This is a genomic window from Vreelandella olivaria (assembly GCF_023507745.1).
In the GTDB taxonomy this organism is placed as follows: domain Bacteria; phylum Pseudomonadota; class Gammaproteobacteria; order Pseudomonadales; family Halomonadaceae; genus Vreelandella; species Vreelandella olivaria_A.
Genome location: NZ_JALPZO010000144.1, coordinates 22,575 through 43,014, shown reverse-complemented (window position 1 = coordinate 43,014; position 20,440 = coordinate 22,575). Strand labels below are relative to the sequence as shown.

Below are 20,440 nucleotides of genomic sequence, written 5' to 3'. Positions count from 1 at the left end.
GGGCCGTATGCATCGTCAAACCCAACCCAAAACGTCGCCAGCCCGAACCAGGCTGGCGACGTTGTATGTAGTTAACGAAAAAGGGTTATAACAGCTCTTCGGCAGCCAGTGCCAAACGCGAACGCTCAACACTTTTCAGCGTAATATGTCCTGCGTGGGGCCAGTTTCTAAAGCGCTCTACGACCGCTGCCATGCCACAGGTATTGGCGGTAAGGTAAGGAGTGTCTATTTGTCCCACGTTGCCTAAACAGACGATTTTGGTATTGCGGCCAGCCCTGGTGACCAGCGACTTAAGCTGTTTGGGGGTGAAGTTCTGGGCCTCATCAATAATCAGGAATGTATCGTTCAAGGTCCGCCCGCGCATAAAGCTGGGTGAACGAATTTGTACCCGTGAGCCAATTAACTGCCTTGTGGCGCCGTTATCCCAGCTGGATTCACCCTCCTCATTGCGTAAAAGGTTATCCATATTGTCGTGGAAAGCCCCCATCCAAGGCGACATTTTTTCCTCTTCGGTGCCGGGTAGAAAGCCAATATCCTCCCCCATGGGAATAGGGGCGCGTGTAAAGACGATGCGTTCAAAGTGTTTGCTATCCAGCGTTTGTTGAAAAGCGGCCGCCAGCGTCATAAAGGTTTTACCGGTGCCCGCGTTACCGGCAATGGTGACCAGATCAATCTCAGGGTCCATCAACAGGTTGAGGGTGAAGTTCTGGCGACTGTCGTGGGCGTGCACACCCCATACGCCTGCATGGTGGCGATAATTAGTCAGCAATTGCAGCCGAGCGGAAGAGGCAGAGAGTTCACGTACAATGGCTTCAAATTCGGCGCCATTTTCACTGTCGGACACCAGCATGCCCACATGCCATTGGCGGGGCATACGGCCACTTAGCTGATAGAAGGTTTGGTGCCCTACCCGCTCAACGGTTACTTCAACGTTCAGGGTTTCCCATAAGGAGGCGCCATCCTGGCCTGCCGCCGCATATACCTGGGCGCCTTCTATCATCGCATCGCTATCGGAGAAAGCACGGTCGTTAAGATAGTCCTCTACCGGCACTTTCAGCGCTGCGGCTTTCACCCTTAGGTTGATATCCTTGGTAATCAGGATAACGGAGGCATCGGGACGCTCATCGCGCAACCGGCAGGTTTCGGCCAGGATGCGGTTGTCCGGGCTGTCGTCCAGGGAGTCGAGTGGTTTTAGGTCGTTATAGCACAGAAAACGTAAACGACCGGATTCACCACTGATGCGAGGGATGGGAATCCCCTGCTGAATCTCATTAAAGGTGACCTGACTGGTCAGGTCAGAAAGTGTGCGACTGATCTGCCGCGCCGTGCGAGCGATTTCACGAATACCGTTTTTATGCTTGTCCAGCTCCTCAAGTACCGTCATGGGGATAACCACGTCGTGCTCATCAAAATGGTAGAGCGCTGTGGGATCATGAATAAGGACGTTAGTGTCCAGGACATATAGCCTGGTCGCTTTCTTCTCGAGTCTTACCATCGTGGAAATGCTCCTTGGTTGACGGCAACATCGACACTGGCAGAAGCTCTTTACGCATAGATGACACTGCCTTGTGCCGGTTCTCTAGCGTGTCCCCAAACTCCTTATGTAGCACTTTTTAATAGCGTGGAGGGCATTGGCGTTTTTTTCCACTGTAATGTTTCAACGCAGTTAATTTCATGCAAGTCAATATTAATGCCATTGAAGGAGCGCAGTATGGGGTGTGGGGCATTGTTGACAGCATGAAGCCTAGCGGGTAGTGCCTAAAAAGCGGGCCACACGGGTCAGCAGTGCCGTGGCCACAACACCGAGGCTTTCGCCCTCTACATAACGGTAGTAGTGGCTGTCCAGTGCGAGATCGTGGTTCAGCGCACACAGCTGGTCGGCTTCCAGTGCCTGTTTAACCAGGGGGTGGGGCACAAGTGCCCAGCCGGTACCGTTAATCGTTGCATCGCGGATCACTTCAAACATGGTTAGCCCCAGATAATTCGTCGAAAACAGCGCTTCACTGACCAGTTTGTCGCCCTGGTCGTAGGTTAAACAGACCTGGGTATATTGGGCCAGATCATCCCGGGTGACATTGGGCAGGCGGCTGAGCGGGTGCGTTGGAGCGGCTACCAGGCACATGCCCACCGGGGCAAGGTTAGTGGCGTTCACGGCCGTTCCCTCAGCGGTGTATAGCCCAAAGGCGATATCGACGGTTTGGCGGAGTACAAACTGGGGATGCTCCTGGGGCGGCAGGAGATAAACCGAGATGGCGGTTAGCGGATAGCGTTGCTTCAAGTCATGCATTACCTGCCGCCAGAAGGCTTCAGGCAAGGCGTCGTCTCTTGCAATACACAGCTGGCTTTCCACACCCTGTATATGCTGCTGGCAATGTTTATTGATCCGGCTGGCGCTGGTCAGTAAACGATAACAGTCTGGCAATACGCTTTCACCTACTGCAGTAAGTGTCAGGCTATTGCCGGAACGCTCAAACAGCGCTACTCCCAGGTTATCTTCCAGCGCATTTACCGCGGCACTTAACGTACTGCGCTTTATGCCGGTATGGCGGGCGGCAGCGGCGAATGAACCGTGCTCGGTCACGTCAATAAACGCCTGAACCTGTTCTGCACGCATGGCGTCATCCCTCTTTTTTGAGTGCCAAAAAAATTAGCGCTGAGCGATTGGTTAAATAGTAGGTTACTCACTATGCTGGCGCACGTTTTACTAATTCCTACGGAGTAACAAGCGTGTCCCCCTTTGTTGCCGAGCGCCGTGCGCTCAGATTTTCTGCTGTTTCTGCCAGCCTGTTTGCATTTACCGGGCTTGCGCTTGGTGTTGCCAGCGGTTCAATAACGATTCTATTTGATAGTGGCTATTCGCTATTAAGTTTAGTGCTGGCATCACTTTCGCTGTTTGCCCTTCAGCAGGCCCGCAAGCCAGCGGATGACCGTTACCCTTTTGGCCGGTTAACGGTTGAACCTCTTGCCGTCCTGCTCAAAGGAGTAGTGATTGCGTCAGTGTGTCTGTTCTCATTGGCCTCCGCGTTATGGAGTCTTTGGCAGGGTGGGCGACTGGTAACACTGGACCTTGCGCTGATATTCGGCGTTGTTAATGTCACTGGCTGTTTACTTTCATGGTGGTGGCTGAGCCGCTACGCACGCATTGCCCGTTCATCATTGCTGGCGGCTGAGCTGCGCCAGTGGCAAATGGATACCTGGCTGAGTGTGGCGGTCATGCTGGGTTTTGCGCTGACCTGGGGGCTGACGTTAACGCCCTGGGCAAGTTATGCACGCTTTGCTGACCCCGTGATGGTCCTTATCATCGTTGGCTACTTCCTGCCTATTCCGATATGCATGGTACGTGGTGCATTAAGGGAGCTGATGTTTGGTGAACCTCTGGGTAGTGTGCGCCAGGACGTGGTACAGGAAGTGGCGGATTTTGATATTGCCAATGGCAATGTACGGTTAGCACAGGTAGGCAGTTTCTTAATGGTCGATATCCAACTGGATAAGCAGCAAATAGACGATGCCAAAGAGATCGTTGAGAGTGTGGAGCGGCACTGTAAACTGCGTAATTTACGCCCGGTAACCAGTATTACGCTGGTGACCTGAGGTTTAACGGTATTGATGCGGGCGTTAACGTTGTGTTGATGGCCCGCAATGGGGCGCTTACGTTTCTTTCTTTTGCGGTTTACCCTTGCGTTTGGTGCCCGCCATGTCCTCCAGCTCCTCTTCACTCATCGTGTTGTACATCTGCTTAGAGGCACCGACCAGTTCGCTGGGCCTGGTATCGCCGCGTTTAGCGGACAGTGCAGCACCGGCGGCTTTCTGCTGTGCCTTGGAGGTGGCTTTCATATAAGACTCCTGTCTGTTGCTTCCTGTCGAACCTGCTCCTTTCTAAGCCTAGCAGCAGAGCAGGCGCTTACCAGTTGACTTCTTTTTCCAACTCGCGCTATTACCTGGTTGAGGAAACATGCATGGTTGTGCCCATGCCAATAACGAAGAGAGCATCATGACACCAGCGATTAACAGTGCAAAACATGCAGGCGTTGCATTTAAAATTCATGAGTATCACCATGATACTGCTGTGCAGTCCTATGGGTTGGAGGCTGCTGAAAAGCTGGGCGTCGCGGCTGAGCGCGTGTTTAAAACCCTGGTGGTAAAGCTGGACAGCAGGCAGCTCGCAGTCGGAATTGTGCCGGTAAACTGCCAGTTGGGATTAAAGCAGATAGCGAAAGCGGCGGGAGCAAAGAAGGCGGCTATGGCTGTACCGGACGAGGTTGAACGTACGACAGGCTATGTATTGGGTGGGGTAAGCCCGCTAGGACAAAAAAAACGCCTGCCCACCTTTATTGATGCATCAGCACAGCCATTTTCAACAATATTTGTTAGCGCTGGCCGCCGGGGTCTTGAGATTGAGCTTTCGCCAGGTGATTTGGCATCGCTAAGCCAGGGCCGCTTTGCTGCATTGGCACATGCGTCTTAATCACGTCCATTCGCTAATAGTCTCAATCTTGTGTAAACCCAAGCAGCGCAGCAGGGGGGAGCACTTTCTGGTATGGTGCATTACATTATAGGTTTACCGGGCACTATGGCCCCTTCAGGAATTTTCTGTGTCTGACACCGCTTTTGCTTCCCTGGCGCTCCCCCCTGCGCTGCTGATCAATCTAGACTCGCTTGGTTATCACGAAATGACGCCGGTACAGGCGCAAAGCCTGCCTCCAATGCTGGCCGGGCGTGATGTGCTGGCTCAGGCCAAAACAGGCTCAGGCAAAACGGCGGCGTTTGGTCTGGCGCTGCTGGCTGATTTGCGCATTGATGCTTTTGCTGTGCAGGGGCTTGTGCTGTGCCCGACCAGGGAACTGGCCGATCAGGTGGCGGAAGAGTTGCGGCGGCTGGCCCGTGGTATGCCCAATGTGAAAGTGCTGACCCTGTGCGGGGGAGCGCCATTTGGGCCACAACTGGCCTCCCTGGAGCATGGCGCACATATTGTGGTAGGTACACCCGGGCGGCTTGAGGAGCATCTGCGTAAAGGCTCACTGACGCTAGGCTCATTAAGTGCGCTGGTGTTGGATGAAGCGGATCGCATGCTGGATATGGGCTTCCAGGTTTCAATTGACACGATCATTGCGGAGACGCCAGCTGATCGCCAAACGCTGCTGTTTAGCGCTACGTTTCCAGATGAAGAGGCATCTGGTGGTCTGGCAGCCATGACGCGTGGTGTGATGCGCGACCCTGTTACGGTTAAGGTCGCGGATGTACACGACGCTACCACTATCGACCAGCGCTTCTATCATGTGGCTAACGAAGACACCCGGTTTGCTGCGCTAAAGCAGCTGTTGCTGGCTAACCGGCCGACGACCAGTGTGGTGTTCTGTAACACCAAGCGGGAAACTCAAACGGTGGCGGATGGTTTGGTCGGGGCAGGTTTCAGTGCGCTGGCGTTACACGGTGATTTGGAGCAAAAAGACCGTGACCGGCTGCTGATCCTGTTTGCTAATCAAAGCGCCTCGATTTTGGTCGCCACCGATGTGGCTGCCCGTGGGTTGGATATTGCCCGGTTGGATGCTGTATTTAATTATCAAATTGCCCGTGAGCTGGAGGTGCACGTACACCGGGTCGGTCGTACCGGGCGAGCCGGGGCCAGCGGTATTGCCTGTACCCTGGTAACGCCACAGGAAGCCTACCGTTTGGAGCGTTTGGCTGAGCTGTTGGGAGAAACGCTGGCAACCGAGCCTCTGCCCAATACCCAGAACGCCGAACCGTTTGAGCCCCCAATGGCCACTCTGCAACTGGCGGGTGGTAAAAAGGATAAACTGCGCCCTGGGGATATTCTTGGTGCACTCACCAGTGAAGGTGGGTTGCGCGGGGAGCAGGTAGGTAAAATTAAAGTACTGGCCCGTAGTGCCTATGTGGCGGTAGAGCGTAGCGCTGTTCAAAAAGCCCAGTCGAAGCTGGAACGAGATAAATTAAAAGGGCGCGCTTTCCGCGTGCGCCGGATTCGCCATTAAGTAGGAGTCATCGCGGCAAGCTATGAAAACACCCAAACGATTACAGCCCCTGGTCGATGATGGCCTGATCGATGAGGTGCTGATGCAGTTGATGAGTGGCAAGGAAGCGCAGGTATATGTGGTGCGCTGTGGTGACGACACTCGCTGTGCCAAAGTATTCAAAGAGGCCAAACAACGTAGTTTTAAACAGGCCGTCCAGTATCAGGAAGGACGCAAAGAGCGCAATAGTCGCCGCGCCAGGGCAATGGCTAAAAAGACCCGCTATGGCCAGAAAGAGCAGGAACAGGCGTGGCTCTCCGCTGAGGTGGATGCCTTGTACCGTCTGGCTGCCGCTGAGGTTCGGGTACCCAAACCCTACGGTTTTGTGGATGGCGTACTGCTTATGGAGATGATTACCGATGCGGACGGTGATGTGGCTCCGCGTCTGGATGATGTAACGCTCACCCAGGAGCAGGCACTGCGTTACCACGCCAAGGTGATTCAGGATGTGGTGCGCATGCTTTGTGCAGGTTTGATCCATGGCGATTTATCAGAATTCAACGTGTTGGTAGACGCCGATGGCCCTGTAATTATCGATCTGCCCCAAGCAGTTGATGCGGCCGGTAACAATAGTGCTGCTGCAATGCTGGAGCGCGATGTAAACAATATGCGCAGCTACTTTGGCCGTTTTGCCCCTGAGCTGCTGAACACCCATTACGGTAAAGAGATGTGGGCATTGTATGAGGCGGGGGAGCTGCATCCCGACAGTAAGCTGACGGGGCATTTTGAGCTTGATAGCCACATCGCTAACGTTGATGAACTGATGGAAGTTATTGACGATGCCAAAGAGGAAGAGGCCGAGCGTCAAGCGCGACTGCGTGATGACGATGATGAGGAGTAATAGTGAGACTGGGTTGAAGATGCTCCCCGTTCACTGGATGCCCCAAATTAGCGCAGTAGTGGTAAGCTAATGGTTCGCTTAGCAGGTTAATGATTGCGATAGGGGTATGATCTTGGGCGTTGGGGAGATAGCGTGAAGGACATTCAGATCAGTGCGGGGACCGCAAAGGGCTTGGTGACATCGTTAGCCGTAGGCGCAGTCGGCGGCATGCTGTTCCAGCTCACTGGTCTACCCCTGGCTTGGATGCTTGGTCCGCTGATCGCTAACCTGCTGGTGTCGGCTCGAGGTATCAACGTTGATGTGCCAGAGCCGCTGCGCAATATCTTTCTAGCGGTAATGGGCCTGGTATTGGGTAGCCAGGTGACACCGCAGCTTGCTCAACGTGTATTGGACTGGCCGGTATCTGCAGTGTTGTTGCTGCTGGGAGTGGCTGCCTCAACGGCCGTGGCATCAGCCTGGTACCGTCGGTGCGGCTTTGATCCAGTGAGTGCCTGGTTTGGGGCCGCCCCTGGTGCCATGACCGCAATGATTATGCTGGGCGATAAATGTGGCGGTGACCCCCAGCGTATTGCCGTTGCGCAATCGCTGCGCATTATTCTGGTTATCCTTTTCCTGCCACCACTCTTCTGGGCCTATAACGGAGGAAGTGGGGCGGCTGGTCCGGTACAGTCCGGTCTGGAACACGGCTGGATGCTGCTCACTATCCCGCTATTGTTGCCCCTTGGCAGGTGGCTGCGTATCCCCAGCTCGGCGCTACTTGCGCCGCTTATTATGGCGGCTCTGTTATCAGGGTTTGATCTTGCAAGCCTCACGTTGCCAGGGTGGGGAATGAATATCATGCTGTGGGTGTTGGGTAGTGCTATTGGTTCTCGCTTTAAAGGCATAACGAGACGTTTGCTGGGGCGCTATATGTGGCAATCTGGCGTGGCTACGCTATTGGCATTGATCGTACTCGCCCTATTCGCTGAGTTAATTCATCAATCGTTAGGCGTTGGGCGTGATGTCGCGTTATTGGCACTCGCCCCCGGTGGGATCGGCGAAATGGCCATTCTGGCAGTAGCGCTTAATATTGACCCTGTCTTCGTCGCTTTTCATCATCTGCTCCGTATGGTGACGCTAATGGTGTTTGCCCCATTTTGGGCGCGCTGGTTGTTGCGACGCCAACCCTCTTCCTGATTGTTCATCAGCCATGCCGTCGATAAAAGCTAACGCAAGGACTTTCCATGCTTTTACGTGTGTTGCAGCCGTTATTCCGTTACTTTGAGGGTCGTGTGTACCCCTATCCTGAAGGAGAGGTCACCACACCGCCCCAGGGTCTCCTGCCGTTTATCTGGCACTTCTCAAGACCGATATGGCCTCTGCTTGTGCTGATGTCGCTGTTTACCGCCCTGGTCTCCGCTGCTGAGGTCGTGTTCTTCAGCTATATGGGCGATCTGGTGGACTGGTTGGGCCATGTTGAACGGGCAGGCTTTTGGTCTGAAAACGGCTTATGGCTTGCCGGGGTTGCCCTGCTGGCCATTGTTGGTCTGCCGGTATTGGTGCTGGCGCAGTCACTGGTGACCCACCAGAGTATTTTTGGCAACTATCCGATGATTGGCCGCTGGCTGTCACACCGCCATATGCTCAGCCAAAGCCTGGCATTTTATCAGGACGAGTTTGCTGGGCGTGTGTCTCAAAAAGTGATGCAAACAGCACTGGCGATTCGTGAGACTGTCACCAAGGTAATGGATCTTCTGGTCTACGCCATTGTGTACTTTACCGGGGCGGCCATCCTGCTGGGGCGTGCTGACCCATGGTTGCTATTGCCTCTGGGCCTCTGGTTGGTCGGTTATTTGGGGATCATGCGTTATTTCGTCCCGCGTCTGCGTGATGTCTCTATGGCGCAGGCCGACGCTCGCGCCCGGATGACCGGGCGCGTGGTGGATAGTTACAGCAATATTCAGACCATCAAGCTGTTTGCTGATACCGAGCGGGAACAGCGCTATGCCAAGGATGCAATGGAGGGGTTCCTGATCACTGTACATCGCCAGATGCGCCTGGTCACCATCATGAGCGTCTGTCTGACCCTGCTGAATACGTTGCTACTGATCGGCACTGCAGGAATGGCGATCAGTGCCTGGTATTTTGATGCCATTTCGTTGGGTGTGTTGGCAATTGCCATCGCACTGGTCATGCGTATCCGCTTTATGTCTGACTGGATTTTATGGGAAGTGGCCGGGCTGTTTGAAAATATTGGTACCGTTCAGGATGGTATGAATACCATTGCGCAGGAACCGATGGTGAAAGACCTCCCCAACGCGAAACCACTCCAGGTAACCAATGGCGAAATCGTGTTTGATGCGCTGCGTTTTCATTATGCCCAGGCCAAAGGTGAGCAGAAGACAGTGTTTGATGGGCTGAGTCTGACCATTCATCCTGGTGAGAAAATTGGTCTGATTGGGCGTTCAGGGGCAGGTAAATCCACCCTTGCTAATCTGCTTTTGCGCTTTTACGACCTGCAGGGTGGACGCATTCTGATCGATGGCCAGAATATTGCCGAGGTGACGCAAACCTCGTTACGCCATCAAATTGGCATGGTGACCCAGGACACCTCTCTCTTGCACCGTTCGTTGAGGGATAACATCCGTTACGGTAGCCCACATGCCAGTGATGAGGATGTATGGCAGGCGGTATGTCGTGCCCATGCCGATACATTTATCAATGATTTGGTGGACCCTAAAGGGCGTCGCGGTCTGGATGCCCATGTGGGTGAGCGGGGGGTCAAGCTATCCGGTGGGCAGCGCCAGCGAATTGCCATTGCCCGTGTGCTGCTTAAGAACGCGCCCATTCTGGTCTTGGATGAAGCTACTTCAGCGTTGGATTCCGAAGTGGAGGCTGCCATTCAAGAGCAGTTGGACGCCTTAATGGAAGGCAAAACCGTGATTGCGATCGCCCATCGACTTTCCACTATCGCCATGCTGGATCGACTGATTGTGGTGGATGAAGGTCACATTGTCGAAAGCGGAACCCATTCGGAACTACTGGCAAAAAATGGTATTTATGCCAGCCTTTGGCAGCGGCAGTCGGGTGGTTTCCTGGCGCATGATCTGGAAGACCTTGATCTACATAATGACGCCCCCACCTCACAGTAGAATACCCTTTGACAGGAGGTAGCGATGCAAGCGATTCAACTCCGGCAGCCCGGCGGTTTGGATAAACTGGATGTGGTGACACTGGATGCACCAGGGGAGCCCGGCCCTGGGGAAATTAAAGTACGCCTGCATGCAAACTCGCTTAACTTTCATGACTACGCCGTAGTGGCGGGTATGATCCCCACCGGGGATGGCCGTATTCCCATGTCGGATGGTGCTGGTGTGGTTGAAGCCGTAGGCGAGGGCGTTGACGAGTTCGTGGTAGGCGACGCTGTGGTATCCACCTTCTTTCCCGGTTGGCTGGAAGGCCCTGCAAGGGTGGGGGATTTTACTACCACACCTGGAGATGGAGTGGATGGTTATGCCCGTGAACAGGTGATCCGCCCTACCAACTGGTTCACCCATCAGCCCAAGGGATACAGCCACGCAGAGGCCGCCACACTGACCACCGCAGGCTTGACCGCCTGGCGCGCCTTAGTGGTTGATGGTGGGCTCAAAGCAGGGGACACGGTGCTGGTGCTGGGCACTGGTGGTGTTTCCATCTTTGCACTGCAGTTCGCCAGAATGATGGGGGCCAGGGTGATTGCGACGTCCTCCTCTAACGAAAAACTGGCCCGCTTACGCGAGCTAGGGGCCGAACATACCATCAACTACAAAGAGACACCCGACTGGGGTAAGGCAGTGAAGGCGTTAACCAACGGCGCAGGGGTTGACCATGTTGTGGAAGTCGGTGGCCCTGGCACGTTACCGCAATCCATTGAGGCGGTGAAAATTGCCGGGCATATCTCGTTAATTGGTGTGCTCACCGGGAGCGAAGGTGATATTCCCACTGCTAAATTAATGGCCAAACAGGCCAGGTTACAGGGGCTAATTGTCGGTAGCCGTCGTCACCAGCTGGAGATGGTTCGTGCCATTGAGGCGTCGGGAATGCGGCCAGTCATCGACCGCGAATTTGCTTTAACCGAGATTGGCGATGCGTTTCGGCATCAGGAGGCGGGCAAACACTTTGGCAAGATATGCCTGACGTTCTGATACGCCGCTGGCAGAAAATGCCCGGCCCTTGGGTCGGGCATTGGTAGGTCTCTATCCTGCTGTCACTCTGCAAGCCGACTATATACCACCCCTTTTACCTCAAGCTCCCAGATATCCTCATAGGGAACAGTAACACCATTAATATCACCTGGGTCTCCAGTGCTGTTCTTAATCAGTGTTTCTGGAATTACCTTGACACCGGTTAGGCCTACATGCTGAATACGTGCGCTGAAACGGTTACCGTCATGGTCAATAAGCAGTCGCTCGCCAGCAATGCACTTCTCCAACTTTGCGTGCAGCTCTTCCTCGCTTACATGGACAACGCTCATCATCGCCTCCTGTAGAGTTACAAACCCACTATCGTTGGGAAACCTATTAATAACGACCGTAGTTTAGACGTTAAGTTCTTGCCGCTAATCCAGGCTTGCCCGACTTTACTTTTTGTTAGTGACTTAAAATTGGGTATTGGCGGTGCGGATGAGGCGTTTTCGCAGTATAGCCTTTATGGCCGTCAGCAGTAGGCTGACGACCATGGTGTGGGTGGCGGGAGCCAGTGTAGCAGGCGTTTATTCGCTTTCTTCGGGTAGTTCCGCGCTATGGAACACGTTCTGGACATCGTCCAGTTCATTCAGCATACCAAGCAGTTTTTCAAACATTGCCACGTCATCGCCTTCGATCGGTGTGGTGGTTTGAGGCAGGAACTGGATTTCGTCCACTTCAAAATCAACTTCACCGACGGCATCCAGCAGTGCCTGCTTGGCTTTGGCATAGTCGGTGTGAGGGGCAAATACAGTGATACGCCCCTCTTCCTGCTCAATGTCGGTAACATCTACATCCGCTTCCATCAGCGCTTCCAGCACGGCTTCTTCATCACTGCCTGCAAACGAGAAAATGGCGCAATGGTCGAACATATGGCTGACACTGCCCGGTGTGCCGAGCTTACTTTTGGTTTTGGTAAAGCAGCCGCGCACATCGCCAAAGGTGCGGTTGGGGTTGTCGGTCAGGCAGTCAACGATGACCATGGCATTACCGGGACCAAAGCCTTCATAACGTGCAGGAGAAAAATCTTCGCCGCCAGCGCCGCTGGCCTTATCCAGTGCCTTCTCAATAACATGTGAAGGCACTTGGTCTTTTTTTGCACGCTCCATCAAACCGCGTAGTGCAAGGTTACCGTTAGGGTCCGTGCCGCCTGCCTTCGCACAGACGTAAATCTCACGCCCGTATTTGCTGTACACCTTGGTTTTTGCAGCGGCCGTTTTGGCCATGGATTCCTTACGGTTTTGAAACGCCCTACCCATGTTGAAGTCCTTTATTAACCATGAATCGCCTGCATGGCAGGCGTCATCTTCATCAGAAAAGGGAAAATTTTACCCAACAGCGTACCATGCTAACAGTGTTATTTAAGGGGCAGTATTTATTCCCTTGATGGCGGTGCAACTGGCGTATAATGGAGCCGCTATTTTATGCCTAATGTACATGGAGAGAAGCATGCCGTTGTCACTCTGGCTTTCGCTAGCCGCGATCTGTGCTATGGGCGCCATGTCGCCGGGGCCAAGCCTGGCCCTGGTGCTACGCCATACCCTTGGGGGAGGGCGGCTGCCGGGCATAACCGCTGCGGTATTTCACGCCCTTGGAGTGGGGTTTTACGCGTTGTTAACAGTGTGGGGTCTGGGAGCATTGATTGCTCGTCATCCACAATTGTTTCAGGTTATCACATGGCTAGGTGCTGCTTATTTGGCATGGTTGGGTATTCAGGCACTACGGGCAGGGCAAGGTGGCGTGCTTGCTCACAGCTCAGTGGCGACCACCACCCGTCAGGCAGCCAAAGAAGCAGTATTGGTGGCGTTGGGCAACCCCAAGCTGATCATCTTCTTTGTGGCGCTATTAAGTCAGTTTGTTACGCCGGAGATGAGTGTCCTGGCTAAAGCCGTTATTGTCGCAACGGCGATGGTGATTGATGGTGGCTGGTATGTATTGGTTGCCCTGGGGCTTTCCCACTCAAGGGTACTGCCGTGGCTACAACGCCACGCCCATTGGGTTAACCGAATCACAGGTGGGCTGCTTATTGCATTGGCGCTAAGGGTGGTTGTGGGGCCAATCAGTTAGTTAGCCTCTGGTGCAACCGCCTATGCCATGGCATGGTGATAATAAGCGAGCTAAGGCATGTAGGGGTCTTGCGATGACGATTTATGATCAAGATTGCTATACCCACCAAGGCAAGCCGTTCAATTTACGCGCATTGCGTGGGCAGGTATTACTGGTGGTTAACGTGGCGAGCCAGTGTGGCTTTACACCACAATTAAAAGAGCTGGAAGGCTTATACACGCGCTACCGCGACAGAGGCTTCACGGTGCTGGGCTTCCCCTGTAACCAGTTTGGTCGACAGTCGCCGGAGAGCGCTGAGGCATTTTGTGCTTTTGGTGAACAACAGTATGGCGTGAGCTTTCCGCTGATGGAAAAGGTATACGTTAACGGTCGCAATGCGCATCCACTATTTGTACTGCTTAAGCGTGAAGCACCCGGTGTCATGGGTACCAAGACGATCAAGTGGAATTTCACCAAGTTTTTGGTTGGCCGCGATGGCCGCGTAATCGCGCGCTTTGGCCCTAGAGACCATGGTGTACCACTACGCATAGCGTTGGACACTGCTCTTGATAAGGAGTACGAAGGCTAGTGTTCACCGCGGGCTACCATCAGTCGGTTCATCAACTCTACCCAGCGGTGGCGCACCATCATGGTGGTTAGCCCCGAGAACAGTGCCCAGCTTTTACGTCGCCAGCCTTTCAGTCGCAGATTGTGGTTAACCAACTGTTGCATTAGCTTGTAATCGTTGAATTTACGCCATTCGCTCGCAATTGAGAGCTGATGGCGGGCCATCACGGGCGCCAGCTCCAGACGGAACATCCACTCAAGCTCATGTAGCGACATCTCGTGCTGCTCAATGACATTAATCATGCGGACGTAGTCGCGCTCCGTTGGCTCGTGGTCAAGCCACAGTGGTGCCAGGGCTAGCCACAGTTCACCACGCTCATCGACTAGCTGCTGTGCATTCATGGGGATCTCGCCGGTAAGTAATGGGCATGCGGCTATCCTGCCGCGAATAACGGATAAGCTCAAGGGCGGACAGCGTGCGTCCATACGGCTAGAATACCCCCACTAGCGAATGGCATCGCCATGCTGATAATGAAATCAATCCGATCAAGAGGTCTGACGTGATCATTAAACCTAAAGTACGCGGTTTTATCTGCACCACGACTCATCCCAAGGGCTGCGAGCAGAACGTTCTCGAACAGATCGAAGCGACTCGTGCCCGTGGTTTGGATAAAAGTGCGGGCCCTAAAAAGGTACTGGTGATTGGTGCATCCAGTGGCTATGGCCTTGCGGCCCGCATTACGGCTGCCTTTGGCTACGGTGCTGATACCTTGGGTGTGTTTTTTGAAAAACCCGGCAGTGAGAAAAAAACGGGTACGGCTGGCTGGTATAACAGCGCTGCGTTCGACAGGTTTGCCAAACGGGAAGGGCTTTACAGCAAGTCCATTAATGGCGATGCGTTTTCCCATGAAGCCAGGGAAAAGGCCATCGAGTTGATTAAACAGGACATGGGTGAAGTCGATCTGGTGATTTACTCCCTGGCTTCTCCTGTGCGTAAACTACCGGATAGCGGTGAAGTAAAGCGTTCCAGTCTGAAGCCCATCGGGGAAACCTACCGTGCCACAGCGATTGACACCAATAAAGATGTCATCATCGAAGCGGAAGTTGAACCTGCCACCCAGCAAGAGATAGAAGACACTATCACTGTGATGGGTGGGGAGGACTGGGAACTGTGGATGGATGCTCTGGATCAGGCGGGAGTGCTGGCCAAAGGGGCCCGCAGTGTTGCGTTCAGCTATATTGGGACTGAAATCACCTGGCCCATCTACTGGCATGGTGCGCTCGGCAAAGCCAAGGAAGATCTGGACCGTGCCGCCGCCGCAATTGATGCCAAACTGAAAGAAACAGGTGGTGGCGCCAACGTGGCCGTGCTCAAGTCGGTTGTCACCCAGGCGAGTGCCGCTATTCCCGTCATGCCGCTATATATCGCCATGGTATACCGCATCATGAAGGAGCAGGGCCTGCATGAGGGGACGATTGATCAGCTCAACCGGCTTTTCGGCGAACGGCTTTATGCCGGGCAGGGCGATGGCATGGTTACAGATGAGCAGGGGCGCCTGCGTCTGGACGACTGGGAACTGCGGGAAGACGTTCAAAATGCCTGCCAGGACCTGTGGTCGGAGGTCACTACAGATAACTTATTCGAAATTACCGACTATGCTGGTTATAAGCATGAGTTTCTAAAGTTGTTTGGCTTTGAGCGCGACGACGTGGATTACGATGCAGATGTGAACCCTGACGTTGAGTTTGATGTCATTAACTTATAAGTGGTGATGCGGTTGCGCCAGTGAGAAGCTGCTGTATTCATCCTTTGTACCGGATTACCAGGAGGTGTTTATGGATACCAGGGAAAGTAAAACTCGGGAAGAAGAGAAAGAGCACGTTTTAAACCAGCGTATACCGGAGGATTTTGACGAAGCTGAGCCACAGCGCCAGCCTGAAGCCAAAAAGCCAGCCAGCGGAATGCATAAGCTATTGCCGGTGGTCATTATCATTCTTGGGGTCATCGTGGCCGGGTTTCTGATATTTGGCGTTGGCAACAGCGGTGGCTGACAGAACCCTTGGCGTATTACCTGATTGCCGGGCCTTGTGCCCGGCAATTTGCATTCATGCGCCAGGTTTTTGCCTGTATGGTTAAGGCGCTGCCTTCATGGGAACAATTGGGTAAGATGGCAGTTTTACCCAGACGTTTTCAAGCCGATGGCGGTCTCCATGCAGCACAATGATTTACTATGCCTTCAAGCACATTAATGCCTCCTCCCAGCCGACGGCGGGTGGCCTTTTTGCTGCTGCCAGGGTTCTCTCTATTGGCTCACGCCAGTGCAATTGAGCCGCTGCAAATGGCCAATCAGCTCAGTGGACAAATGCTGTACCACACGGTGACCCTGAGCCTGAACGAAGAGCCTGTACGCAGTAGCGCGCAGCTTTCACTGCTGGCCCAGCATGCATTAGGCGCACCACTTGGCCCGCTGGATATGCTACTGATATGTGCCCCCACACCGTTGCCCTATGCGCTGCCCGCCAAGCTCAATGAGTGGCTGCGTAGCCACCAGGGGCGGGGAGTGGCCATCGGTGGGCTGGCCGGGGGAACCGAAGTGCTCGCCCGTTGTGGGCTGTTGGAGGGCTATCGTGCCACCTTGCCCTGGCAGCGCTTTGATGCTTTTGTTCAGGCATACCCCCAGGTAACGCTCTCCCAACAGCTATTTGAAATAGACCGGGATCGAGTCACCTGCGCAGGCGGCACAGCAGCCATGGACATGATGCTCACATTGATTGGCACACATCACGGCCAGCGTCTCGCTGAGCAGGTGTCGGAACAGTTTGTGTGTGACCGTATTCGCATGGCCGACGAGCGCCAGCATGTGCCGTTACGCAACAGGTTGGGGCACGCTCCGCAAAGCCTGGTTGAGGCGGTCACGCTTATGGAGGCGAATATCGAAGAGCCGCTATCCACACTGGAACTGGCCGAACATTTGGGTATTTCCCGCCGACAGCTAGAGCGGTTATTCAAGAAGTACCTCCAGGCAGTGCCCAGCCGCTACTACCTGGATTTACGGCTTCAGGAGGCGCGTAAGCAGCTACGAGAGAGTGATCGCCCGGTGGGTGATATTGCCTTTACCACCGGCTTCTCTTCGGGCGCGCACTTTTCAACTGCCTATCGGCACCATTTCGGAATGACACCAAGGGAAGAGCGTTTGGGTTAGGGTAGCAACCACCCCTCTTCCACTGCCCCGGTATGGAAGTGCTGTGGCGGCTATTTAAGGCCAGGCGCTAGCCGATGCCCGCGTCGCTATTCATAATTTACCGTCCCATTACTGAAAGCACGGCGTCCATTCGCCCTCGTATACTGTTTTCATTCCTTTACCCCACTGGAGGTATTGCCCCATGAGTTACACCCCAAGCCGTCAGGATTTCGATCACTACATGACGCCCAACTACTCACCGCAGCAGATTATTCCTGTGAGGGGTGAAGGTAGCCGCTTGTGGGATCAGGAGGGGCGAGAATATATCGACTTTGCCGGGGGAATTGCGGTGAACTCCCTTGGCCACTGCCATCCAGTACTGGTCAATGCCCTGAAAGAGCAGGGTGAAACGCTATGGCACCTGTCCAATGTGTTTACCAACGAGCCAGCACTCAAGCTTGCCAAAACGCTGACCGAGCGCACATTCGCCGACAAGGTATTCCTATGTTCTTCGGGTGGTGAAGCGAATGAGGCCGCCCTAAAACTGGCACGCCGTTGGGCAGTAGACCACCACGGTGAGCACAAAGATAAAATCATTTCGTTTTATCAGTCCTTCCATGGTCGTACCTTCTTCACGGTGAGTGTTGGGGGGCAGCCAAAGTACTCCCAGGGTTTTGGCCCGGTGCCTGGCGGCATTCTGCATGCCAGCTTCAACGATCTGGAAAGCGTGCGTGGGCTGGTCGGCGATGACACCTGCGCCATTATGGTCGAGCCTATGCAGGGGGAAGGTGGCATCGTACCCGCGACCCAGGAGTTCCTCCAGGGCCTGCGTGACCTGTGTGACGAGCACAACGCACTGCTGATCTTTGATGAAGTGCAAACCGGCGTCGGTCGTAGCGGCGAGCTTTATGCCTATAAAAATTTCGGTATTACCCCGGATATCCTGACCAGCGCCAAGTCCCTGGGTGGTGGTTTCCCGGTTGGTGCCATGCTAACGACCGATGCTATCGCCGCCTCCTTGGCGATTGGTACCCACGGCTCTACCTACGGTGGCAACGCGTTGGCATCCGCAGTTGCGCTTGCGGCAGTGGAGTTTATCGATACCCCCGAGGTGCTTGAAGGGGTCAAGTATCGCCACGACCTGTTCCGTGAGCATTTGGAAACCATCAACCGCAAACATGGCGTGTTTAAAGAGATCCGTGGGATGGGATTGCTGATGGGCGCACAGATGTCAGATGCCTTTGAGGGCCGCGCCAAGGATATTCTGCCACTGGCCATTGAAGAGGGCGTCATGGCACTGATCGCAGGCCCCAACGTACTGCGTATGGCACCGTCACTGGTGATTCCTGAGGCGGATATTGCTGAAGGCATGGCGCGACTGGAGCGTGCTATCGAGCGGCTTGTTGCCAGCGCATGAATAGGCAGCAGGCCACACAAGAAGGGGCATTAAGGATGCTGGTAATCCGACCGGTAACAATGGCTGACCTGCCCGCTCTGGAGCAGTTGGCAGAGCATGCGGTTCCCAGGCTGACTAATCTGCCCGCCAACCGTGATCGGCTTGAGGAGCGCATTTTGCGCTCCCAGGAAACCTTCAACAGCCAAATAGAGTTCCCCGGCAACGAGCATTACATGTTCGTTCTGGCGGATGACAGCCGCAACGAAGTACTGGGTACGGCCACTATTCGTGCTCAGGCAGGGGCGGCGGAGGCATATTACACCTACCGCCAGGAAACTCTGATCCACGCCTCCCAACAGTTGAATGTACGCCGGGAAGTGCAAACCCTGGCGCTCTCCCATGAGGTATCCGACGCGACGCTGCTTTGTGCGTTGTCTCTAAACCCACGCTATAAAGGCACCAGTGCGGAAAGTCTGCTGCGCCGGGCACGTTTGATGTTTATCGCTCAGTACCCTGAGCGCTTTTCGCGCATTTTGGCCGTGGCATTTCCTGGCTATTTGGATAGCCGGAACGAATCACCTTTCTGGGAGAGCGTGGGCCGCCACTTTTTCGCCCGCGGTTTCCAGGAGATGAATCACACGGCAGGTGTGCGCTCAAAAAGCTTTATTGCTGAAGTGATGCCGCAGTTTCCGCTCTATCTGCCGCTGCTGACGCCTCAGGCCAGGGCGTCGATCGGCCGGGAGCACCCTGCTCATGAAGAGGCATTACAGGAAATGCTGGCTGAAGGCTTTGTACGCTCAAGGCATGTGGATATTTTTGATGCGGGGCCAATCGTGAAGGCCGAGCGTGAGCGATTGGAAACGTTCCGTGGCGCTGCCTGGCACCCGGTACGCACACGGCCTGAACATGCGCTGCCCGATGCGGAACCGGCGATGATTGCCAACCAGAAACTTGGTGATTTTCGTTGCATTGTGGCCCGCTATGCCCTATCACCCACGGGCCAGCTCATGCTTTCACCGGAGCATGCCGAGCGCTTGGGTGTAGAAGAGGGCCGAGCGGTGCTGGCCGCACCGTTAACCTTGCCAAGCGCAGTAGATGCGCTCGATGAAGGAGAGATGTAATGCGCATTCGACCCATTGCCCGAGATGATTTGGATGGGCTTCAGGCGCTTGCGCAACAGGCTGGAGTGGGGTTTACCTCGCTGCCGGATAACCGCGAGTTTCTGGCCGGGAAAATTGAAGCCGCCACCCGCGCTTTTGAAGAGCGCTCTCCTGTCGATGACCGGCTCTACTTCTTTGTACTGGAAGATGAAGCCAATGGAGAACTGGCAGGCTGTTGTGCCATTGAGGGGCAGGTAGGCCGAGAAGTGCCTTTTTATAACTACCGGTTGGGCACCCTGGCACATTCGTCTGTTCAACTGGATTTACACCGTACCATCGATACGCTGTTCTTAAGCTCCGACCATACCGGCGATGCTGAAGTGTGTTCGCTTTTTTTGCGTCCTGAATACCGCGGCGAAGCCAATAAACACCTGCGCAACGGCGCGCTGCTTTCCAAGGCGCGCTGGCTGTTTATGGCCCAGTTTCGCGACCGCTTTCCCGACAAGGTGCTGGCGGAAATGCGCGGCGTGTTTGATGAACATAATCGTAGCCCTTTCTGGGAAAGTCTGGGCAAGCACTTCTTCCCCATGGATTTTAATGAGGCCGACCGGCTGACGGGCCTGGGCCAGAAGAGCTTTATTGGCGAGCTGATGCCAAGATTCCCCATCTACACCACCTTTATGGCTGAAGAGGCACGCGCCTGTATCGGGCAGGTGCACCGGCATACCCGCCCGGCCCTTGAGATGCTTAAAAAGGAGGGGCTGCGCTGGGAAGGCTATATCGACATTTTCGACGGTGGCCCCACCGTAGAGGCCTATATTGACGATGTTCGGGCCATCCGCAATTCACAACTCTGTCAGGTTGAGGTTTCGGCCAGTGCCCCCCAGGAGAGCATTAGCCGCTGGCTGGCCGCTTCCACTGAGATGCAGAGCTTTACCGCCAGTTGGATAGGTCGTGCGCCCAACCATGACAACACCATCGTACTTAGCGAGCAGGAAGCAAGCCGCTTGGGTGTTACCGCAGGTGGCCAAGTTCGCTTACTGGAAACCTAAACACCGCATTTGGCAACGTCTAGGA

Annotated in this window: 21 protein-coding genes; 15 read left to right on the top strand and 6 right to left on the bottom strand. The window is 54.5% G+C overall.

Annotation, left to right across the window (positions count from 1 at the left end; translation table 11 throughout):
- Positions 1-85: 85 nt before the first annotated feature.
- Positions 86-1,495, bottom strand: a complete 1,410-nt coding sequence (locus HP566_RS17505) for a PhoH family protein (RefSeq protein WP_249978601.1) — start codon at positions 1,493-1,495, stop codon at positions 86-88.
- A 249-nt stretch (positions 1,496-1,744) separates the two neighbouring features.
- Positions 1,745-2,614: a LysR family transcriptional regulator gene (locus HP566_RS17500; RefSeq protein WP_249978600.1), complete on the bottom strand. Its 870-nt coding sequence runs from the start codon at positions 2,612-2,614 to the stop codon at positions 1,745-1,747.
- Between the two features lie 113 nt (positions 2,615-2,727).
- Between HP566_RS17500 and HP566_RS17495 the strand changes: the two genes are divergently transcribed.
- Positions 2,728-3,591: a cation diffusion facilitator family transporter gene (locus HP566_RS17495; RefSeq protein ID WP_249978599.1), complete on the top strand. Its 864-nt coding sequence runs from the start codon at positions 2,728-2,730 to the stop codon at positions 3,589-3,591.
- 57 nt (positions 3,592-3,648) lie between these two features.
- Here the strand turns inward: HP566_RS17495 and HP566_RS17490 are convergent, their stop codons facing one another.
- On the bottom strand, positions 3,649-3,834 hold the full coding sequence (locus HP566_RS17490; RefSeq protein WP_249978598.1) for a DUF3008 family protein: 186 nt from the start codon (positions 3,832-3,834) through the stop codon (positions 3,649-3,651).
- Between the two features lie 157 nt (positions 3,835-3,991).
- Here HP566_RS17490 and ybaK point away from each other — a divergent pair, with 157 nt between their 5' ends.
- The 6 genes from ybaK (at position 3,992) to HP566_RS17460 (ending at position 11,033) form a co-directional block, all read left to right on the top strand.
- Positions 3,992-4,465 (top strand): Cys-tRNA(Pro) deacylase, encoded by a 474-nt coding sequence (gene ybaK / locus HP566_RS17485; RefSeq protein WP_249978597.1) that lies wholly within the window; start codon positions 3,992-3,994, stop codon positions 4,463-4,465.
- A 127-nt stretch (positions 4,466-4,592) separates the two neighbouring features.
- Entirely contained in the window at positions 4,593-5,990 is a 1,398-nt protein-coding gene (gene dbpA, locus HP566_RS17480) for an ATP-dependent RNA helicase DbpA (protein WP_249978596.1), read from the top strand.
- A 22-nt stretch (positions 5,991-6,012) separates the two neighbouring features.
- Positions 6,013-6,870 carry a PA4780 family RIO1-like protein kinase gene (locus HP566_RS17475; RefSeq protein WP_249978595.1) on the top strand — a complete coding sequence of 286 codons (858 nt, stop codon included), beginning with the start codon at positions 6,013-6,015 and terminating at the stop codon, positions 6,868-6,870.
- Positions 6,871-7,002: 132 nt separating this feature from the next.
- Positions 7,003-8,046: an AbrB family transcriptional regulator gene (locus HP566_RS17470; RefSeq protein WP_249978594.1), complete on the top strand. Its 1,044-nt coding sequence runs from the start codon at positions 7,003-7,005 to the stop codon at positions 8,044-8,046.
- A 47-nt stretch (positions 8,047-8,093) separates the two neighbouring features.
- Positions 8,094-10,001 carry an ABC transporter ATP-binding protein gene (locus HP566_RS17465; RefSeq protein ID WP_249978593.1) on the top strand — a complete coding sequence of 636 codons (1,908 nt, stop codon included), beginning with the start codon at positions 8,094-8,096 and terminating at the stop codon, positions 9,999-10,001.
- 24 nt (positions 10,002-10,025) lie between these two features.
- Complete coding sequence (locus tag HP566_RS17460; RefSeq protein ID WP_249978592.1) at positions 10,026-11,033, top strand: zinc-dependent alcohol dehydrogenase family protein; 1,008 nt, start codon at positions 10,026-10,028, stop codon at positions 11,031-11,033.
- Positions 11,034-11,095: 62 nt separating this feature from the next.
- On the opposite strand, the gene HP566_RS17455 is transcribed toward HP566_RS17460, so the two are convergent.
- A complete protein-coding gene (locus HP566_RS17455) occupies positions 11,096-11,362 on the bottom strand; it encodes a hypothetical protein (RefSeq protein ID WP_249978591.1) in 267 nt (88 codons plus the stop codon).
- 237 nt (positions 11,363-11,599) lie between these two features.
- On the bottom strand, positions 11,600-12,331 hold the full coding sequence (locus HP566_RS17450; RefSeq protein ID WP_249978590.1) for a YebC/PmpR family DNA-binding transcriptional regulator: 732 nt from the start codon (positions 12,329-12,331) through the stop codon (positions 11,600-11,602).
- 190 nt (positions 12,332-12,521) lie between these two features.
- Between HP566_RS17450 and HP566_RS17445 the strand changes: the two genes are divergently transcribed.
- Together HP566_RS17445 and HP566_RS17440 are read left to right on the top strand one after the other, a co-directional pair.
- The gene (locus tag HP566_RS17445; RefSeq protein WP_249978589.1) at positions 12,522-13,139 is read left to right on the top strand and encodes a LysE family translocator; all 618 of its coding nucleotides are present in this window, start codon (positions 12,522-12,524) and stop codon (positions 13,137-13,139) included.
- Between the two features lie 73 nt (positions 13,140-13,212).
- Entirely contained in the window at positions 13,213-13,707 is a 495-nt protein-coding gene (locus HP566_RS17440; protein WP_249978588.1) for a glutathione peroxidase, read from the top strand.
- On the opposite strand, the gene HP566_RS17435 is transcribed toward HP566_RS17440, so the two are convergent.
- On the bottom strand, positions 13,704-14,087 hold the full coding sequence (locus HP566_RS17435; protein WP_249978587.1) for a DUF7079 family protein: 384 nt from the start codon (positions 14,085-14,087) through the stop codon (positions 13,704-13,706). The two genes, HP566_RS17440 and HP566_RS17435, sit on opposite strands and share 4 nt — an antisense overlap.
- Before the next feature lie 158 nt (positions 14,088-14,245).
- Between HP566_RS17435 and fabV the strand changes: the two genes are divergently transcribed.
- The 6 genes from fabV to astA all read left to right on the top strand — a co-directional run bounded on the left by fabV (position 14,246) and on the right by astA (position 20,415).
- On the top strand, positions 14,246-15,451 hold the full coding sequence (gene fabV / locus HP566_RS17430) for an enoyl-ACP reductase FabV (protein WP_249978586.1): 1,206 nt from the start codon (positions 14,246-14,248) through the stop codon (positions 15,449-15,451).
- A 70-nt stretch (positions 15,452-15,521) separates the two neighbouring features.
- A complete protein-coding gene (locus tag HP566_RS17425; protein ID WP_249978585.1) occupies positions 15,522-15,737 on the top strand; it encodes a hypothetical protein in 216 nt (71 codons plus the stop codon).
- A gap of 179 nt (positions 15,738-15,916) precedes the next feature.
- Positions 15,917-16,888 (top strand): GlxA family transcriptional regulator, encoded by a 972-nt coding sequence (locus HP566_RS17420; RefSeq protein ID WP_249978584.1) that lies wholly within the window; start codon positions 15,917-15,919, stop codon positions 16,886-16,888.
- 181 nt (positions 16,889-17,069) lie between these two features.
- The gene (locus HP566_RS17415; RefSeq protein WP_249978583.1) at positions 17,070-18,284 is read left to right on the top strand and encodes an aspartate aminotransferase family protein; all 1,215 of its coding nucleotides are present in this window, start codon (positions 17,070-17,072) and stop codon (positions 18,282-18,284) included.
- A 35-nt stretch (positions 18,285-18,319) separates the two neighbouring features.
- Positions 18,320-19,384 (top strand): arginine N-succinyltransferase, encoded by a 1,065-nt coding sequence (locus HP566_RS17410; RefSeq protein WP_249978582.1) that lies wholly within the window; start codon positions 18,320-18,322, stop codon positions 19,382-19,384.
- Positions 19,384-20,415, top strand: a complete 1,032-nt coding sequence (gene astA, locus HP566_RS17405; RefSeq protein ID WP_249978581.1) for an arginine N-succinyltransferase — start codon at positions 19,384-19,386, stop codon at positions 20,413-20,415. The genes HP566_RS17410 and astA overlap by 1 nt, the downstream gene beginning before the upstream one ends.
- Positions 20,416-20,440: the final 25 nt, after the last annotated feature.

What these genes read in the sequence shown, in the direction of transcription:
- HP566_RS17505 (WP_249978601.1), bottom strand. Translation starts at nt 1,495, where the DNA reads ATGGTAAGACTCGAGAAGAAAGCGACCAGGCTATATGTCCTGGACACT.
- HP566_RS17500 (WP_249978600.1), bottom strand. Translation starts at nt 2,614, where the DNA reads ATGCGTGCAGAACAGGTTCAGGCGTTTATTGACGTGACCGAGCACGGT.
- HP566_RS17490 (WP_249978598.1), bottom strand. Translation starts at nt 3,834, where the DNA reads ATGAAAGCCACCTCCAAGGCACAGCAGAAAGCCGCCGGTGCTGCACTG.
- ybaK (WP_249978597.1), top strand. Translation starts at nt 3,992, where the DNA reads ATGACACCAGCGATTAACAGTGCAAAACATGCAGGCGTTGCATTTAAA.
- HP566_RS17475 (WP_249978595.1), top strand. Translation starts at nt 6,013, where the DNA reads ATGAAAACACCCAAACGATTACAGCCCCTGGTCGATGATGGCCTGATC.
- HP566_RS17465 (WP_249978593.1), top strand. Translation starts at nt 8,094, where the DNA reads ATGCTTTTACGTGTGTTGCAGCCGTTATTCCGTTACTTTGAGGGTCGT.
- HP566_RS17460 (WP_249978592.1), top strand. Translation starts at nt 10,026, where the DNA reads ATGCAAGCGATTCAACTCCGGCAGCCCGGCGGTTTGGATAAACTGGAT.
- HP566_RS17455 (WP_249978591.1), bottom strand. Translation starts at nt 11,362, where the DNA reads ATGAGCGTTGTCCATGTAAGCGAGGAAGAGCTGCACGCAAAGTTGGAG.
- HP566_RS17450 (WP_249978590.1), bottom strand. Translation starts at nt 12,331, where the DNA reads ATGGGTAGGGCGTTTCAAAACCGTAAGGAATCCATGGCCAAAACGGCC.
- HP566_RS17445 (WP_249978589.1), top strand. Translation starts at nt 12,522, where the DNA reads ATGCCGTTGTCACTCTGGCTTTCGCTAGCCGCGATCTGTGCTATGGGC.
- HP566_RS17440 (WP_249978588.1), top strand. Translation starts at nt 13,213, where the DNA reads ATGACGATTTATGATCAAGATTGCTATACCCACCAAGGCAAGCCGTTC.
- HP566_RS17435 (WP_249978587.1), bottom strand. Translation starts at nt 14,087, where the DNA reads ATGAATGCACAGCAGCTAGTCGATGAGCGTGGTGAACTGTGGCTAGCC.
- HP566_RS17425 (WP_249978585.1), top strand. Translation starts at nt 15,522, where the DNA reads ATGGATACCAGGGAAAGTAAAACTCGGGAAGAAGAGAAAGAGCACGTT.
- HP566_RS17420 (WP_249978584.1), top strand. Translation starts at nt 15,917, where the DNA reads ATGCCTTCAAGCACATTAATGCCTCCTCCCAGCCGACGGCGGGTGGCC.
- HP566_RS17415 (WP_249978583.1), top strand. Translation starts at nt 17,070, where the DNA reads ATGAGTTACACCCCAAGCCGTCAGGATTTCGATCACTACATGACGCCC.
- HP566_RS17410 (WP_249978582.1), top strand. Translation starts at nt 18,320, where the DNA reads ATGCTGGTAATCCGACCGGTAACAATGGCTGACCTGCCCGCTCTGGAG.
- astA (WP_249978581.1), top strand. Translation starts at nt 19,384, where the DNA reads ATGCGCATTCGACCCATTGCCCGAGATGATTTGGATGGGCTTCAGGCG.